Below are 15,900 nucleotides of genomic sequence, written 5' to 3'. Positions count from 1 at the left end.
GCCCTCCTATCTATGTACGCACTCGATTTTACAGCATTACTGCATAAAAGAAAACTCTATTCCTTATAGTATTGTTAGAAAACATTAAAATCATCCATTGTGAAAGTCACACTATAAAATGAAAGAGCTGCCTCCTAAGCTATGAATTCATAGCTCAGGGGGACAGCTCCTTTTTATGTTTAGATAATTTTATAAATGGTTTTTGATAAAACTATCGTATATTGTCCACTCATGCTTGCACTTGTGCAAAAAATTCTCCATATAACGCTTGTAAAATTCGGTTTTCAAATTCTTGTAGTACACCGAATACAAGACTTACTTCAGACGAACCTTGGTTAATCATTTCAATATTTGCTCCAGTTTTTGAAATCGCTGTTGCTGCACGTGCCGCAAGACCTGTGTTATTACGCATGCCTTCCCCAACAATGACAATCATTGAGAAACCATGACGCATTTGGACATCATCTGCTTGCAATTCATTTTTTACACGCGTCAATATACGCGCTTCATTTTCTGGTGTTAGTTGATTAGATCGCATAATAACTGAAATATCATCTAAACCAGATGGAGTATGTTCATAAGAAATATTCTCATCTTCTAAAATTTGTAGAAGTTTACGACCGAACCCTACTTCACGGTTCATTAAATATTTTGACACATATAACGTTGAAAAGCCACTGTCTGCCGAGATACCTGTTACCGGGCGACCTGTAGCTGGACGACTCGGTACAATTCGAGTACCTGGGGCTGATGGATTATTTGTATTTTTTATGTTAACTGGCACCCCAATCTTATAAACAGGCATTAATGCTTCATCATGGAAAACAGAAAAGCCCGCATAGGATAATTCGCGCATTTCGCGATACGTAATTTCTTTAATTTCAACTGGATCATTCACGACTTTCGGATTCGCAGAAAATACACAATCAACATCCGTAAAGTTTTCATAGAGCTCCGCTTCAATAGCTGCTGCTAATATAGAGCCTGTAATATCCGAGCCACCGCGATCAAACGTACGCAATATGCCCGCTTTAGTGTAACCGAAGAAACCCGGGAAAACAATAACTTCTTTTGTATCTTTTAAAGGCGCTAAATTTGAATATGCTTCAGGTAATGCGAACGTACGCTCAGGTAGATCATTGACAACCAAACCTTCTTTTGGACTTACATAACGTGCAGGCATACCGATAGAGTTAAAATATGCAGCGATAAGCTTGGCGTTGTTATCTTCTCCGGCTGCTTTTAAGCTATCAATAAATAATTCTTCGTTCGAAGCATCACTAAGCACACGTTCACGTAGGTCTTCAGCAATTACGTCGCAAATAGTATTATCCAACTGTAATCCATCAGCTATAGACTTGAAACGGTTCACTACTGTCTGTAATTTTTCTTCTGTATTTTCATTTTTTAATGCCGCATTCGCTAAATCAATTAATAAATCAGTTACTTTTATATCATCACCAGAACGTTTTCCCGGTGCTGAAACGGCTACGATTTTGCGCGCCGGATTAGATTTTACAATGTTTGCTACTTTTTGAATTTGTTCTGCACTTGCTACAGATGTTCCACCAAATTTACATACGATCATATCTATCAAATCCTAACCTTTTAAAATAATGTATTCCTCCAAAAAACAATTGAATGTACACAGTGTACAAATTATCGTTCTCTACGTCAATACAATTTAAAAAATTCACGCAATTTATCAATAGAAAAATGGACAATTTTCGCACTGTTTGATTTATTATACGGATTTCGAAGGAAATAGTTAAGGTTTTTATTAAATTTTTTCGTATATATTACATAATCATAAAAAATTTCGCTTAAACTAGCTTAATTCGGCTATATTATCAAAGGAATGAATACTACATGAGCTTTGGGTAGTTCTAGCTCGTCTCCTTCTTCAAATATAATCCTACTAGCTTGCTTCCTTTGTTCAGCTAATTGGCTTGATTACTTCCTTACAATGGAGAGAATACTTATTCCCATTATGATATGCGGCAAAAATCATTATGTTTGTGTTATTTGATAAAGAATTGGGTAGTAAATTGCAAAATGCCATCCCACAAAGGATGGCATTTTCAATGGTTCGCTTTGACTTATACCCCACTGTCTCGAAAATCATCGCTGTGCTTTTCTTCTATATAATGAAGGAAACGCTTTCTTTTAAAAATCCTTACCTGAAAATATACACAGGTAAGGATTTCAAAGACTAGTTGGGCATTAGTTTTTTACTGCATGTATATAGTGAATCGTTTCAAACGCTTGTAAATTATCATCTCGATTAGCAAAATACCGATTTTGAATTTCTTGGGGTGATAAGTGTTCATAAACTAACAATTGTTCTTTCGAAAGTAATATTTCTAAATCTAATAGGGAAGTTGCATATTTCATTTGTTCTCCAGATGCTTTAGCCATCTGTACCATGTTTTGTACACGATTGAAAATACCAGCCTCTGTAAATAATCGCTCATCGGCAAAATCAAATATAATCGAACTACCTTTGGGTAGGTTTTTAAAAACCAAGCTTAATAATTGCCGGAACACATCTTTTGTTAAATAGTACGATACGCCAAGCAAACTAAAAACTGTTTTCTTCGATGAATCAAATCCTGCTGCAACTAACTCTTCTAATGAAAGTTCCTTCACGAAATCCATTGCTACAAAATTTAAATATGGCGGGATTGTATGACCTGATTGCTGTAATCGTTCTATTTTAAAACGTTGAGTAGTTGGGTGATCTACTTCAAATATAGTAACGTTTGTTAGTGAGTCGTGACGCCAAGCAAACGTATCTAAACCTGCACCTAAAATGACGTATTGCTCCGCTCCAAGTTGGCATTCATGCAATACAACATTTTCGGCGTATGCGGCTCTCGCAAGTGGCGTTGGTGAGAGTTGAATTTGTGTAACCCACTTTAATATTGCTTCTTGTTGATTTTTTAGCTTTTCAGCCATATTTGAACTAAAATAAGCAATACCATTAGCCATATTTGTTGATATTGCTTGAAATTCTGCTGGTAATAGGAAATCTTGCGCGATATAATCATTGAAAATAATTGGACGATCTTCTTTCACGTGATACGCTCGGCTAAATGCAGAAACAAGAGAAGTTAGACTTGATTCATTATTTTTCACAGTAAACACTCCAATAAAAAAAGATTCCCCTGGCCAGGAGAATCTCATTCTATCACTTTAAATTATAGATGTAAATTATAGCACAAAAAAGTTTTTTTGTCAAATATTCAGTCTTATCATCTGCTCAAATCGATCATTTTGGGCATCTAGATTATCATTATTTATTTGTCTTAAACTCAAACTCAATTTTCCCTTCGACGAAACGAAGTGCGGCACTGAACTGTTTTCCACTCTTAGCTTTAAATCCTTTAATCTCAGTCGTTTGACCACTAGTACATAAATCTCTAATATTTTTCTCCGAAAGCTTTTTCCCTAATAATCTTTCTGGAAAAGTTTGTTTACAGCCATTTTTATACTCTGAGCAGCCATAAAATTTCTTACGTAAGCTGATTTTACCGACTTTGCATGTAGGACACGTTACGATATCTTTCGCAACAGGCTTTGTAAACTGCTCCGCTTCAATCGTTAACGTGTTAATTTTATTTGGCACTTCAGCAATTAGCTGATGAATAAATTTGCCAATATTATCGATAAAATGTTTTGCTGATCCTTCTCCCCGCCCTATTTTTTTTAAATAAATCTCCCATTTAGCTGTCATAGAAGGACTAGAAAGCAATGTTCCTTCAATCGCTCTGCACAGTAGTTCCCCTTTAGGTGTGATGCTTACAATATTTTTCTTTACTTCAATAAAACCATGCTTCTTAATCGTCTCGATAATGCCACTTCGAGTTGCCTCTGTTCCAATACCTTCAACAGAATTTAAAATTTCAATTTCTGTCTCATCTTCAACCGATTTACCACATGTTTTCATCATGGTGATTAACTGCCCTTCCGTATAGGGTTTTGGAGGAGTTGTCGTGCCTTCTATAATTTCGACCTTGCTTTGTACAATTTCGCCTTGTGTCACAACAGGTAGTACCTCATCGCGATTTTGTGGCTCCTTATCAGCAGTGAAAAGCGCTTTCCAGCCCCTTACAAGCTCTGTTTTCCCAACTGATTTAAATTCTAAATTTTTCACGTTTGTTAAAATGGTTTTTTCATCATATTCATAATCTTGATGAAACATCGCAAGCGTTGTATTTAATATTTCAAAATAAATATTTCTTTCATCTACAGCCATCGATTGCAACGCTTTTTCTGTTGGTACCTTTTTCGTTGGAATAATGGCATAGTGTTCACCTACATTTGAACTGTCAACATAGCGTTTATTTTGGGCTCTTACAACAGGTGCGAATGACTGTCGAATGAGTTGTTGGTATTTTTGTAATGAATCTTTTAAATAATCGAATTCATTATGCGTAATAAGCTGGGAATCTGTACGAGGATAAGATACTAGCTTCTTCTCATATAACGACTGCGTAAGCTTCAACACGTGTGCTGGACTATATTTCCAGCGTTTATTTGCTGTTGCTTGCAACGTTGATAACGCATGCAATTTTGGTGGCTGGATTCGCTTCGTCTTATTCGAGACATTTGCAATTTGACCACTATCAATTGGCTGAATACCGTGCTGCATCAACAGTTGCTCTACTTCTTCTCTAACTTTTGATTTAATTTTCGCTTTGCCTTTATACATACCATTTTGGGCTTTAAATAGACCCTCAATTTCATAAAAGTTCTCAGGTTTAAAATTCTCGATTTCTTGTAATCTTTTATAAATTAAATATACGGTAGGCGATTGCACTCGCCCAATTGATATGCTGCCCTTAAAGCCCTTCTTTTGAAGAAGCAGTGTATATAGACGACTACAGTTCATACCAACAAGCCAGTCACTAATTTGACGTGTTTTCGCTTCTTGATACATTAGCATATCTCGTTCGTTAGTTTGCATATTTTGGAAGCCCTTTCGAATCTCGTCGACCTCTAAAGAGTTAATCCATAAACGTTTTACAGGCTTTTTTACTTTCGTCATTTTATAAATGGAATAGAAAATATTTGAACCTTCACGCTCCGCATCGCACCCATTGTAAATCATCGTCACTTGTGGATCGTGGAAAATTTTTTTAATTGCATTAAACTGTGTGTACATATTACTAACAACTTTATCTTCATATTTATCTAGGATAATCGGCAGCGAATCTAATGACCACTTCTCCCATTCCTTTTTATATTCCTTAGGTTCCTTTAATTCAACGAGATGACCAATCCCCCAACTAATAACTGCTCCATCTGGAAATGTAGCACATGGCTCTAACTCTATAAACGTTTTCTCTTTATGTTTAATTTTAAATGCTTCAGCATAAGCTCTTGCCTGCGATGGTTTTTCAGCCAAAATAGCAATTTTACCCATTAAATAATCACATCTTCTTTTAAATATTTGAATAGCGTTTTATAAAACGTAAAACTCAACTAATCGGATTAGTTGAGTTAATGAAATACCATACCACTATTTTACTTTAAACAATATAAAATATCTAATGTCTTCGTACTTGGAACTCCATTCAATCAAATATATATTGTTCGCTAGCAAGTCAATCATTTTCAAATAACAGTTTTGACTGTATCGTCTTTTGTAGTATTACCAACTATCACTTGGATTTGTTAATTATCGAAAGTTGCGTAATGAATTCTACTCACTAACGAAGCAGGATTTTGGAAAATGTAGTGGAAACATATGGTAGGATTATAAAAAGGGGGATCGTATGTTTTTCTTTAATAAAGAAGATGTATATATTGGATATTCAATGGAAGGATTATCAAAGGTAAGAGCCTTCTTGACCCTTCAGCACAATCGATTGGACATGGTACTAAGAGAGGTAACTATGGAAGTTTCGGAATGAACAGTAATTATGACAAACAATATGTTGTTTCTGTTAAGAAAAAAGACGCAGAGTATGCGAAATACTTTGTTCATCGTGTTTTGCATTCTTAAGTCTTATTTTTAACAGATGCTTAAGAAAAAGCGTTCCATTTCATTTGAGGTGGCCTTTTTTATTTACAAGATGCCACAACGTAAAGCAACCTTAAGAGGAGGTAGTAAAAAATAAAAAATCCTAAATGTCTGTTAGATTTTACTTGTGAAGAAAAAAGCTCCTCCCTTCCTCAAGTTACAGTCAACAAGAAGAAAGGTTAACGTAGAAAATATTATATTGAGCTAGCGAATAAGCGTATCGAGATGATAAAATATGGTTATAAGGGGGATGGAAAATGGGGAAATTGAGTAAGCGTAATATTTTGTGGATAATTCCAATCGGCATTTTAGGGGTGTTTTGGTATTTTTACGGTCCTCAAAAGGATATAACAGATAATGAATATATTACATATGTCAAAAACTATTCAATCGAAAATAGTAACCAATCATTGGACACAGCTCTTGCTTCAGCTTGCCAAAATCCATATTGGCTATATTTTGAAACACAAAAGGGACAAGATGTTGTGGAATTCAAAGGGGATTGTCCTATCAACAACAAGGATGCTAAAGTGAATGTTCAATTTTTAGTAGATCCCAGCATGACAAATGTGAAATATGGTGCCATGTTAGTCGATAACAAAATGCAAGAAGAATCACATCGAGACAACTTTCTATTAGCTTTGACTAAAGACTAAATGAACAATAGAATCACTTGAGCCCAAGCTCACCTTGAAAAGGTGAATTCGGGCTCGTTTCTTTCTGCAGGATAATCATTAATTATCTTTAAAAATCGCATATACGTATGTATCATGTGGTTTTCCTTGCTGATACATATAATCTTTTAAAATTCCTTCATTGTGAAAACCCATTGTCGTTAGTAATTGATTCGATGCCACATTTTCGATAAAAACAATTGCCCCAATCCGATTTAGCTCCATCTTGTCAAACATAAGACAAAATTTCGGTAATAGCTTCTTTCGTATAGCCCTTTCTCCAGTAATCAGGATGAATTTCATAGCCGACTTCTGCCCGCTTATGATTAGGTGACCAGGCATTGAAGCCAATTGTGCCAATCACACCTTTCGCTCCTTTTCTTTCTATCCCCCATCGAATGCCTCTCTTTTCCTTGAAGCTTTTAGAAAAAGATTCGATTAGTTTTTCAGCTTGTTCTATTGTCGTAAATGTATCTATTCCATAATATTGTGTGACATGATTATTTGAAAAACAGCGTAAAAGGTCCGAAGCATCTTCATACGTTATTTCTCTTAATATTAATCTTTCTGTCTCTATAATCGGAAACATGTAACTCCTCCTTTATTCTACCTTTAATTCTTCAAATTTCGTAAAAAATCCTTCTTCCAGAACTTTTCATTTTAAAAATTAGTAATAAAAATGAGGATGCGCAAACAAATCATAGTATAGATAGTAATAGGTATGTACTGTAAAAAATTAAAAATAGCATACTAGAACTACGCCTAGTATGCTAAATTCACTTATTAATTTTATATCCCGTATTATTTAAAATAATAGTTTATTGCCTCATCAGCAGAATGGAAAATATTATTTTGATTGTTTTTATAAATAAGCTTCGTGGCTTGACAAGCATTTTGGAGATTTTTCGCTCGATTTAACTTGTCATTTACTTGTTCTAAGGCCTTGGAAAAGCCATCTTTGTTATATGTAATGATTTGTTGGGATTGTTGTGAATCAATGTCCAGCATAATAGATAACTGATCTTCTACATAATTATTTAAATTAATAAAAATACATTCCTCTAAGTCTTTAGAATGCTTGTCGATAGTAATAAACGCTTCCTTATATTGAGCTTTTAGCTTTGATGTTGTCACTGTCACATTAAAGCCTTGGCTTTCTAAATGGTTTTTACTACATTCAAAAAAATGGTCAACTTCAGAGGAGATTTTTGGTGCAACAGTTGTTTTTTTTAATTCATCACAATTTTGATAAATTGCATTGATTTCTTCCTGTTTCTCTACTAATAATTTGAAATTTGAAAGTGAATACATCTTTAATCCCCCTTTTTACTATAGTCGGCAAGGGAATAGTTTTTTAATCATGTTTTCATACTTACATGTAAAGATAATTTTGTTGCATGGATTGGATTGTTTCAATCATTTCCTCTCTTAGCTCAAGTGGCTCTAACACTTCAATATTTTCCCCTTGACTAAGCAGCCACATTTTAATGCCACGCCCAAAAACTTCCGCTTCAAATAAGCATTCCCCAGCTTTATTTGACAAAATTTTGGCTGTGGGCAAACGATCTAAAACTGCTTGCGGTGAGCGCCCTTTAAACATAAATTTAATATGCATTAGCTCACCTGCATCCATAAATTGAATACGTTTGCGAAATTCACCTTCCTGAAAGCGCTCTGAGTAGGGGATTTGAAATTTCTTATCTAACTCCAGAAAATGCTGGATTCGGTCGATGCGATAGACAATCGGTAAATCCTTCTCATGCTTACTATCATAAGCAATTAGATAAAAATAGTATTCTGAGAAAATAACACCGAGAGGTTTTAATATTTTTTGTGAAGGAATTGATTCACTTTCACGTAAATAATCAATTTTAATTATTTTTTTCTTCTGAATAGCCTCTGAAATTACCCAAATTAAATGTAAAAGAGATTTTTTATGATTTAAATCAACGTATAAATGCTTTTCATTTAAAATGATATTATGAATAAACTCTTGTTTATCCGCTGCAACAATTGAAATTAGCTTATCGATGATGTCGCTCATTTCTGATTTTAAAAGGGCTCTTGATTCGATTAGTATTTTAACAATCGCAAGCACTTGTTCTTTCGATAAAACATTTTCCCCTGTTTTCGTCAGCTTATACAGTTTTTCTGTTCGCACATACTCTAAATGACAATCTAATTTAGCTTTTTCAATATACGCTCTAATTTGATCTAAATCCCGTTGTATGGTTTTTTCACCAACCTGATGTGTAAATGCTTCTTGCTTTTTGCTTATCCCTTGGCCATCCATCAATCTGTCAAACATCGAAATGACACGATAGCCTTTATTTTGTTGTGAATCCACCATATATCCCACTCTTTCTACATAGTTACCCTCTTATTATACAAAATGAGATGGACATTATTAGTCCTTTTAACTACGAATTTTCTATATATTTGGGATAATTAGTTCATTAATAATTTTACTATTAGATACTCTTCAAAGACGGACATACCACTTATTTGTTATTATTATCAATATTTAAAACTAAAAGGACTTCAATCTTAGACTGAAGTCCTCTGTTAAAGTCATTTTTTAAATTTTACTGCAGTACCATAGGCTAAAACCTCAGAAGTGCCATCCATTACGGATGATGTCGAATATCTAATTGCCACTATCGCATCCGCACCTAAGCGTTTAGCTTCTTCTTCCATAGCATGTGTAGCAATTTCTCTTGAGCGAACGAGCATTTCTGCATACTCTTTCATTTCGCCACCAACAATATTACGAAGCCCCGCCATCATATCGCGTCCAATATTTCTTGATTGTACTGAATTGCCCTTGACTAAACCTAATGTTTCTTCAATCACTTTCCCTACAACAACATCCGTTGTTGTTAAAAGCATTTGCAATCCCCCTTATTGTTGAAATTCCTGAACCGCTAATACAGCATCGTTAATTGAGGAAGTAATGACACCGTTGCGTTTTATTAAACCGATGACAAATAAATTACGGTAGACGAATTGATTTTCAATTCCATCACGAATAAGCGCTTCTATTTTCATCATATTTTCACGCCCTTGTTGACGGACATCTGTAAATACCCCAACGATTGGACGATTGAGCATAGCAAATGCCCCTATTTCAGCTGCAACACCAGAGTCAATTTCGACACCATCTAATACAGCGACTAATACATCGCTCATTTGTAACATAGCTAAATCAGCCTCTGCAATTGCCAAACTATCCGCATATGCTGCCTTATCGTTTATCGCATCATTCTCCTGTGGTACATATAATTCAATATCCGGTATCGCTTGTCGAATTGCCGATGCTAATCGTTCATTGACTAAACGATCCCCTAAAGAAAATAACCCGTTTGCTAAATATGCCTTCATTTTAAGCTCCTCAATTCAATAATTTTTCAAACACTATTTTATGTCGTCCTTTATCATCTACAAAGGTTGAAATAATGTCAAAACCATGTTTTATATTTGTGATGAGCATTGCTTTCCGCTCGTTTCTACCGTATGTACGAACTTTATTAAAGCCAAGCATTTGCACTTTTTCATGTTGGTATCTCATCAACTGACTTGCAATTCCTTGACCTCGCATCTTTTCATCGACGCCCCCTAGCCAGCTATAAAAAGCGCCATCAGGATGTGTATAACCTAGTTTAAATCCGACCAATTCTTCTTTTTCAACTGCAAATAAACAAAGAAGTTTTTTCTTGTCTTCAAGTTTTTCAAGCTTAAGGCGTGCACCATCAAATACCTGTGCATGAATTGCTTGTAACTGGTGTAACCAAGCATATGGTACACCCTCAACCATAACAATTTGCACTTTTATCACCTCATCTCGTATTCTAATAAATTATTATATCAGAAAAACGTCAATCCCGTCTGATGAGGGGCATTTAACCATACAACATTGCTGGTTGACGAACATCTTGTAAATAATCTGCTAGTTTCCCAGCAAAGATTTCCTCTAAATATGGCAACTGTGCAATACAGTCTGGTGTCATCAACGCTGGATTTTGATAAATCTTTAGTCCACCTATTTTTAAAAGTGTGGCTACAAACTGTGAACAGAAATACGCACGTTCTCTGCGCACTTCTTTTTGCATCATCACACCAAATAGCCCGATAAAATTGTATTTATAACGATCTCGATTGCAATACATATAACGCACGATTCTAATCATTTCTAAGTACTGATAGGACGATACTCGACAGCGATAAATAACACAATCAGCACACTCAAAAAGTCCAGATTCAGCATTTTCTCGTAAAAACCCACCACTTAAAGGATTATTTAGCTGTCTTCGCCCAAAACTATACATATCAAAGAGTCCATCATCAAAGGCGATCGATGCATGATTCATCTCTTTTCCAGTGTACATACCTATCGCCTTCGATAGTAAAGTACCTGTTTTAGTTAATACTATGTAAATGGTATGTGCCATATCCTCACCTACTTCAATTATGTTCTATTAATACCAATACGTTTTAATTCTTCAAATGGTTTCGTAATTTCCTTTTTTTTATATTATAGAAAATAATTCTTAATTTTTACCTTAGCTGAAACTTAAGAATTTCTTAAGTTTTATGATTATTTATGAGTCATTAGAAACTACTAGATATGATTCTATCAATGTTTATAGGCTCGTAGTTTTCCACTACCTTTATTTATATGTCTATACTTGTATTCTTATGTGGGATACAACCGAAGTTAAAAAATTTTTTATTTGAGGAATGAGCGAGAAAATAATTACAGTCCAGTTCTAGGTATGAATCTAATCTTATCAATTATATTATAATTTTTACAGAAAAGTACTAATTAAAATTTAAATCGCATAACGTGGTCAAAATATTCCTAACAATCATTATCATCGTAGTAATCGTTACTACAATAAACTTGGTTTTATGGTTAAGTCTAAACTCTCAAGTAAATCCTACAGATGGAAGCGAAGTGATAATTGAAATAGAAAATTAACTATTAGTATACATATCTATGTCTTGCTGGTTTCGCGGAATTGTGTTCTCATTTCGCGGAATTCTACTCTCCTTCCGCGGAATTGCGTTCTCACTTCGCGGAATTCTACTCTCACTTCGCGGAATTCCGCTCAATTTTATTTTGCTAAAGTATTGACGATATCATCAACGATTTTGGTATTAGCAATTGCGCCTGTATATAACCAACTAGAATCCTTTGGCAGGCTATGTACATTACCTGCTTGGACTGCTGGGATAGTACTCCATAATTTTTCACTTAATGCTTTGACACTTGCATCATCACCGCTATCAATAATAAACAGATGTTCTGCATTTAATGTAACAAGCTTTTCAAGTGATATTTCGTTCCAGTTGGCTGTCGCGTTTGCTGAGATTTCTTGAACAACTGATGGCACAGCTAAGCCAAGATCATTGTACATCACATCTCCGCTCGAAAGATTTTGGGAAACGATAAAAAACTTCCCGCCAACAACCCAGATTGCTGCGGCTGAAATGTTACCAACCTTTTGCTGAATTTGTTGTTTTGCTTCTTTCACCTTGGCATTATAGTCGTCTAACACTTGTTGTGCTTTATCTTTTTGTTCAAATACTTCTCCAACACGTAGAAGTTCATCACGCCAGTCATTGTTTACTTCTGCTCCAATTACATAAGTTGGTGCTATTTTGCTATATTGCGCATATTTATCACCTTCCACCATGGCGGCAGAGTCCATAATAATCAAATCAGGTGTAAAGCTTTGCACTGCTTCAAACGGTAAATCAAATGGTATTGTTGGAACATCTTTCAAAGTATCTTGTAAGTAATCTTGAACACTTGTACCATCGCGAACACTCCATTGCGCAACCGGCGTTATTCCAAGTGCGACAAGGTGATCCTCTAAGTAAGAAGCAATAATCCGTTTAGGGTGAACGGGAACTTCTACTTTATTGCCTATTGCATCTGTTAGTGTTCGAGTTTCGGTAACATTCTCTATCTTCTGCTCCGATTTTGTATCATCTTGTGTAGTTGTATTTGTCTCGTTATTCACACATCCCACTAGCATAAATGCTAAGACACTAGCACATGTCAAACCCCATTTCTTCGTTTTTATAATCATGTTAATTCCTCCTAAATTTACGATTATGTTATAATTTAATTGATATTGAAAATCATTATCAATTAAAAAATAAAATAAAAAAATTATTATGTCAATGCTAGGAGTTTTTACATGGATGAAGAAAAAATCATTAGCTTTTGTTAGACATCATTACCGAACAACTTATAATATTCTCACTCTATTGCTATTCATTTGTTTAATTTGTTTGGTAGTTGTCATTTCGATTCGATTTGGCGCAAACGAACTCACTTATAAAACAATATGGAATAGCCTTTTACATTACGATGAAACAAATAATGAACATGTTATTTTACATGAGTTGCGCATCCCACGTGTAGTTGCAGGACTTCTCGTTGGTAGTTCTCTCGCTGTTTCAGGAGCAATTATGCAAGGTGTTACACGTAATGCACTTGCCTCCCCTTCCATTTTAGGGGTTACTTCAGGTGCAGGTTTTATGGTATCCATTGCATACACGTTGTTTCATACACCTAGTTCCCCTATGCTTATACTTTTTTCATTTATTGGTGCAGGTACTGGAGCCGCACTAGTATTTACGTTAACTGCGGTTGCAAAGGGTGGCATTACACCGGTAAAACTAGCATTAGCTGGCGCTGCAATTTCTGCTTTTCTAAGCGCACTATCTACAGCAATTGGTCTAAAGTACGATATTGCTAAAGATTTAAGCTATTGGTATGCAGGTAGTCTTTCTTCTATTCAGCCAATACATATCAAGGTCGCAGTTCCATTTGTCGTCGTCGGCTTACTGCTTGCAATGATGTTAGCAAAATCAATTTCTATTATGAGTTTAGGAGAAGAAGTAGCTACAGGGCTTGGTCAACGGACAACCGTTATTCGTATGCTTTGTACAGTTGCTGTGCTTTTATTAACCGGTGCAGCCGTTTCCATTGCTGGTATTATCGGTTTTGTTGGTTTAGTTGTGCCACATATCGTACGCGCAATCGTTGGAGTTGATTATCGTTGGATACTTCCTATTTCAGCCATTACAGGTGGCGGTTTATTGTTATTTGCGGATATTGTAGCTCGCACCATCATGAGTCCTTTTGAATCCCCAGTAGGAGCTGTTACTGCAATTATCGGTGTGCCCTTTTTCTTATACTTAGCTCGTAAAGATGGAAGAGGTTTATAATGAATAATTTAATACGTAAACATACATTTCGTTTTTCTATTTATATCATGATCTGTTTGCTACTGCTTTTTGTAGTGGCATTCATTAGTGTAAATACCGGGTATATGAATATTTCGATTTTAAGTTTTCTACAAATTTTGCTAGGGAACGGCTCCCCTGATAATGCTTTAACAATCTTCAGCTTCCGCTTACCCCGTATTTGTATGGCCATCCTTGCTGGGTTTGGTATAGCTGTTTCAGGTGCCATCCTACAAAGTATTTCAAAAAACCCGCTAGCAGACCCAGGCATTCTAGGTATAAATGCCGGTGCAGGGTTTGCTATTGTGTTGTATACATTCTTTATTCAATGGTCGTTTTTTTCTAACGCATGGATGTCTGTCTTTTTTATGCCAATCATCGCCTTAATCGGTGCACTCGTTGCTGCATGCATCATTTATTTATTAGCTTATAAAAGAGGAAACGTGTCACCGTCGCGCATGCTATTAGTTGGCGTTGGTATTAATGCTACGTTTAGCGCAGGAATCACCATTTTCCAACTTCGCATGGAACCTATCGATTTTACTAGAACACTCGTCTGGCTATCGGGATCTATTTGGGGCAGTACTTGGACATTTGTACTCGCGTTACTTCCGTGGGTAGTGGTGTTAATACCCTTCGCTTATTATAAAGCTCGCGTACTAGATATTTTAGCATTGAATGAGATGACCGCTATTGGCGTTGGTATTGACGTAACAAAGGAACGTAAAAGACTTCTAGTATTGGCCGTGGTTCTAGCAGGCGCCTGTGTAGCAGTCGGGGGTGGCCTTACCTTTTTAGGGTTAATTGCACCACATATTGCAAAAAAATTAGTAGGCAGTTTGCATTATCGGGTGATTCCATTAAGTGCATTAATTGGTGCTTTGCTATTGTTAATGTCTGATACTATTAGCCGAATCATTATTGCTCCTGCGGAATTACCCGTTGGTATCGTTTTAGCCATATTAGGTGCACCTTACTTTATCTATTTGCTATTAAGAACTAGAGGCTAGTTTCATCGTACTTCCAACCACTATCGTAGGACTATTCGTTTCGTTACACCATAAACGGAGGCTGGATTGACCTATGTTAACAGATATACTAACACCAATAGGCATTCGTTTAAAGCACAAACATCATTTGTCATAAACTGTGATATTGATAAACATGTTAAATATATGAAGGAAGGATGTATTGATTTGCCCAATGATTACACATCGCCATCCACACAATTTACGTTTGATGTAAATACAAGTCCACTTTTTAGAAAGGATAATCAGAACTACATAAACATTCTTGGAATTGCTCAATTAAATAGTCTCGAAAATGTATCTCTACTTGATATTTTTTTAAGTACGAATAACGTTGTAGAACCTCATTATCATCAAAATGCAGCAGAGCTTGTTTATTGTATTTCTGGTGCTGCTACCGTTTCCATTTTAAATCCTTTCACCAAACAAATTCAAAACTACCCAATAAAACCAGGACAGGTAGCAAACATTCCACAGGGATGGTGGCATTATATCGTCGCAAGTGCAGATAACACGCATATATTAGCGATTTTTGATGCACCTACACCGGAAGTCATATTAGGTTCGGATATTTTGAAATTTACCCCTTCGAATATAATGGCACACACTTATTGCTTAGATGAAAACTTATGGAAGCAAACAATCGCTCCTGTTGTTCCTTCAACCTATATCGGACCTGCAAATAATTGCAATCGACCTTCCATTAGCTCACCAAATTCGATGCAAACACATCCACATTACAACTTCAATCCTTATCATTATCCATACATGTATCAAAATGGTCCCTATTATTAATAAAGGAAAGCTGTATAAGGAAACACCTTTGAGTGTTTCCTTTATTGATTGTTTAAAATTGAATAAAGCTCACATTGGAAACACTTCAATTACAAGTGCATAAAATTTTAAGTCT

General features: G+C 35.6%; 14 protein-coding genes and 1 pseudogene. 4 read left to right on the top strand and 11 right to left on the bottom strand.

Annotated features, from left to right (window positions below):
• Positions 1 to 229 precede the first annotated feature (229 nt).
• From ACIQXJ_RS05870 to ACIQXJ_RS05860, 3 genes are all read right to left on the bottom strand, one after another.
• Complete coding sequence (locus tag ACIQXJ_RS05870) at positions 230 to 1,588, bottom strand: aspartate kinase (protein WP_403050773.1); 1,359 nt, start codon at positions 1,586 to 1,588, stop codon at positions 230 to 232.
• Positions 1,589 to 2,223: 635 nt separating this feature from the next.
• The gene (locus ACIQXJ_RS05865; RefSeq protein WP_403050770.1) at positions 2,224 to 3,138 is read right to left on the bottom strand and encodes a class I SAM-dependent methyltransferase; all 915 of its coding nucleotides are present in this window, start codon (positions 3,136 to 3,138) and stop codon (positions 2,224 to 2,226) included.
• Between the two features lie 157 nt (positions 3,139 to 3,295).
• Positions 3,296 to 5,428, bottom strand: a complete 2,133-nt coding sequence (locus tag ACIQXJ_RS05860) for a type IA DNA topoisomerase (protein ID WP_403050767.1) — start codon at positions 5,426 to 5,428, stop codon at positions 3,296 to 3,298.
• 857 nt (positions 5,429 to 6,285) lie between these two features.
• Here ACIQXJ_RS05860 and ACIQXJ_RS05855 point away from each other — a divergent pair.
• Positions 6,286 to 6,684, top strand: coding sequence for a glucosamine 6-phosphate synthetase (locus ACIQXJ_RS05855; protein WP_403050764.1), 399 nt, complete (start codon positions 6,286 to 6,288; stop codon positions 6,682 to 6,684).
• Between the two features lie 78 nt (positions 6,685 to 6,762).
• On the opposite strand, the pseudogene ACIQXJ_RS05850 reads toward ACIQXJ_RS05855, so the two are convergent.
• From ACIQXJ_RS05850 to ACIQXJ_RS05815, 8 genes and pseudogenes are all read right to left on the bottom strand, one after another.
• Positions 6,763 to 7,291, bottom strand: a pseudogene (locus ACIQXJ_RS05850) (GNAT family N-acetyltransferase).
• 212 nt (positions 7,292 to 7,503) lie between these two features.
• A complete protein-coding gene (locus tag ACIQXJ_RS05845; protein ID WP_403050761.1) occupies positions 7,504 to 8,013 on the bottom strand; it encodes a hypothetical protein in 510 nt (169 codons plus the stop codon).
• A gap of 61 nt (positions 8,014 to 8,074) precedes the next feature.
• Positions 8,075 to 9,052 (bottom strand): helix-turn-helix transcriptional regulator, encoded by a 978-nt coding sequence (locus ACIQXJ_RS05840; RefSeq protein ID WP_401009965.1) that lies wholly within the window; start codon positions 9,050 to 9,052, stop codon positions 8,075 to 8,077.
• A 221-nt stretch (positions 9,053 to 9,273) separates the two neighbouring features.
• Positions 9,274 to 9,591, bottom strand: a complete 318-nt coding sequence (locus ACIQXJ_RS05835; protein WP_403050758.1) for a YbjQ family protein — start codon at positions 9,589 to 9,591, stop codon at positions 9,274 to 9,276.
• 12 nt (positions 9,592 to 9,603) lie between these two features.
• Positions 9,604 to 10,083 carry a nucleoside 2-deoxyribosyltransferase gene (locus ACIQXJ_RS05830; RefSeq protein ID WP_403050755.1) on the bottom strand — a complete coding sequence of 160 codons (480 nt, stop codon included), beginning with the start codon at positions 10,081 to 10,083 and terminating at the stop codon, positions 9,604 to 9,606.
• A gap of 10 nt (positions 10,084 to 10,093) precedes the next feature.
• Positions 10,094 to 10,528 (bottom strand): GNAT family N-acetyltransferase, encoded by a 435-nt coding sequence (locus tag ACIQXJ_RS05825; protein WP_403050752.1) that lies wholly within the window; start codon positions 10,526 to 10,528, stop codon positions 10,094 to 10,096.
• A 73-nt stretch (positions 10,529 to 10,601) separates the two neighbouring features.
• On the bottom strand, positions 10,602 to 11,150 hold the full coding sequence (locus tag ACIQXJ_RS05820) for a hypothetical protein (RefSeq protein ID WP_340824111.1): 549 nt from the start codon (positions 11,148 to 11,150) through the stop codon (positions 10,602 to 10,604).
• Positions 11,151 to 11,816: 666 nt separating this feature from the next.
• Entirely contained in the window at positions 11,817 to 12,797 is a 981-nt protein-coding gene (locus tag ACIQXJ_RS05815) for an ABC transporter substrate-binding protein (RefSeq protein WP_403050749.1), read from the bottom strand.
• A gap of 115 nt (positions 12,798 to 12,912) precedes the next feature.
• Here ACIQXJ_RS05815 and ACIQXJ_RS05810 point away from each other — a divergent pair, with 115 nt between their 5' ends.
• The 3 genes from ACIQXJ_RS05810 (at position 12,913) to ACIQXJ_RS05800 (ending at position 15,785) form a co-directional block, all read left to right on the top strand.
• On the top strand, positions 12,913 to 13,944 hold the full coding sequence (locus ACIQXJ_RS05810; protein ID WP_403050746.1) for a FecCD family ABC transporter permease: 1,032 nt from the start codon (positions 12,913 to 12,915) through the stop codon (positions 13,942 to 13,944).
• Positions 13,944 to 14,972: a FecCD family ABC transporter permease gene (locus tag ACIQXJ_RS05805; protein WP_403050743.1), complete on the top strand. Its 1,029-nt coding sequence runs from the start codon at positions 13,944 to 13,946 to the stop codon at positions 14,970 to 14,972. Before ACIQXJ_RS05810 ends, ACIQXJ_RS05805 begins: the two co-directional genes overlap by 1 nt.
• 186 nt (positions 14,973 to 15,158) lie before the next feature.
• Positions 15,159 to 15,785: a cupin domain-containing protein gene (locus ACIQXJ_RS05800; protein ID WP_403050740.1), complete on the top strand. Its 627-nt coding sequence runs from the start codon at positions 15,159 to 15,161 to the stop codon at positions 15,783 to 15,785.
• Positions 15,786 to 15,900: the final 115 nt, after the last annotated feature.

The sequence above is a fragment of the Lysinibacillus sp. NPDC097868 genome (genome assembly GCF_044761135.1).
GTDB lineage: Bacteria > Bacillota > Bacilli > Bacillales_A > Planococcaceae > Lysinibacillus.
This window is presented reverse-complemented; position numbering and strand designations above follow the sequence as displayed.

Coding starts and splice junctions, on each gene's coding strand:
- ACIQXJ_RS05870 (WP_403050773.1), bottom strand. CDS start 1,588: ATGATCGTATGTAAATTTGGTGGAACATCTGTAGCAAGTGCAGAACAA.
- ACIQXJ_RS05860 (WP_403050767.1), bottom strand. CDS start 5,428: ATGGGTAAAATTGCTATTTTGGCTGAAAAACCATCGCAGGCAAGAGCT.
- ACIQXJ_RS05855 (WP_403050764.1), top strand. CDS start 6,286: ATGGGGAAATTGAGTAAGCGTAATATTTTGTGGATAATTCCAATCGGC.
- ACIQXJ_RS05845 (WP_403050761.1), bottom strand. CDS start 8,013: ATGTATTCACTTTCAAATTTCAAATTATTAGTAGAGAAACAGGAAGAA.
- ACIQXJ_RS05840 (WP_401009965.1), bottom strand. CDS start 9,052: ATGGTGGATTCACAACAAAATAAAGGCTATCGTGTCATTTCGATGTTT.
- ACIQXJ_RS05835 (WP_403050758.1), bottom strand. CDS start 9,591: ATGCTTTTAACAACAACGGATGTTGTTGTAGGGAAAGTGATTGAAGAA.
- ACIQXJ_RS05830 (WP_403050755.1), bottom strand. CDS start 10,083: ATGAAGGCATATTTAGCAAACGGGTTATTTTCTTTAGGGGATCGTTTA.
- ACIQXJ_RS05820 (WP_340824111.1), bottom strand. CDS start 11,150: ATGGCACATACCATTTACATAGTATTAACTAAAACAGGTACTTTACTA.
- ACIQXJ_RS05815 (WP_403050749.1), bottom strand. CDS start 12,797: ATGATTATAAAAACGAAGAAATGGGGTTTGACATGTGCTAGTGTCTTA.
- ACIQXJ_RS05810 (WP_403050746.1), top strand. CDS start 12,913: ATGAAGAAAAAATCATTAGCTTTTGTTAGACATCATTACCGAACAACT.
- ACIQXJ_RS05805 (WP_403050743.1), top strand. CDS start 13,944: ATGAATAATTTAATACGTAAACATACATTTCGTTTTTCTATTTATATC.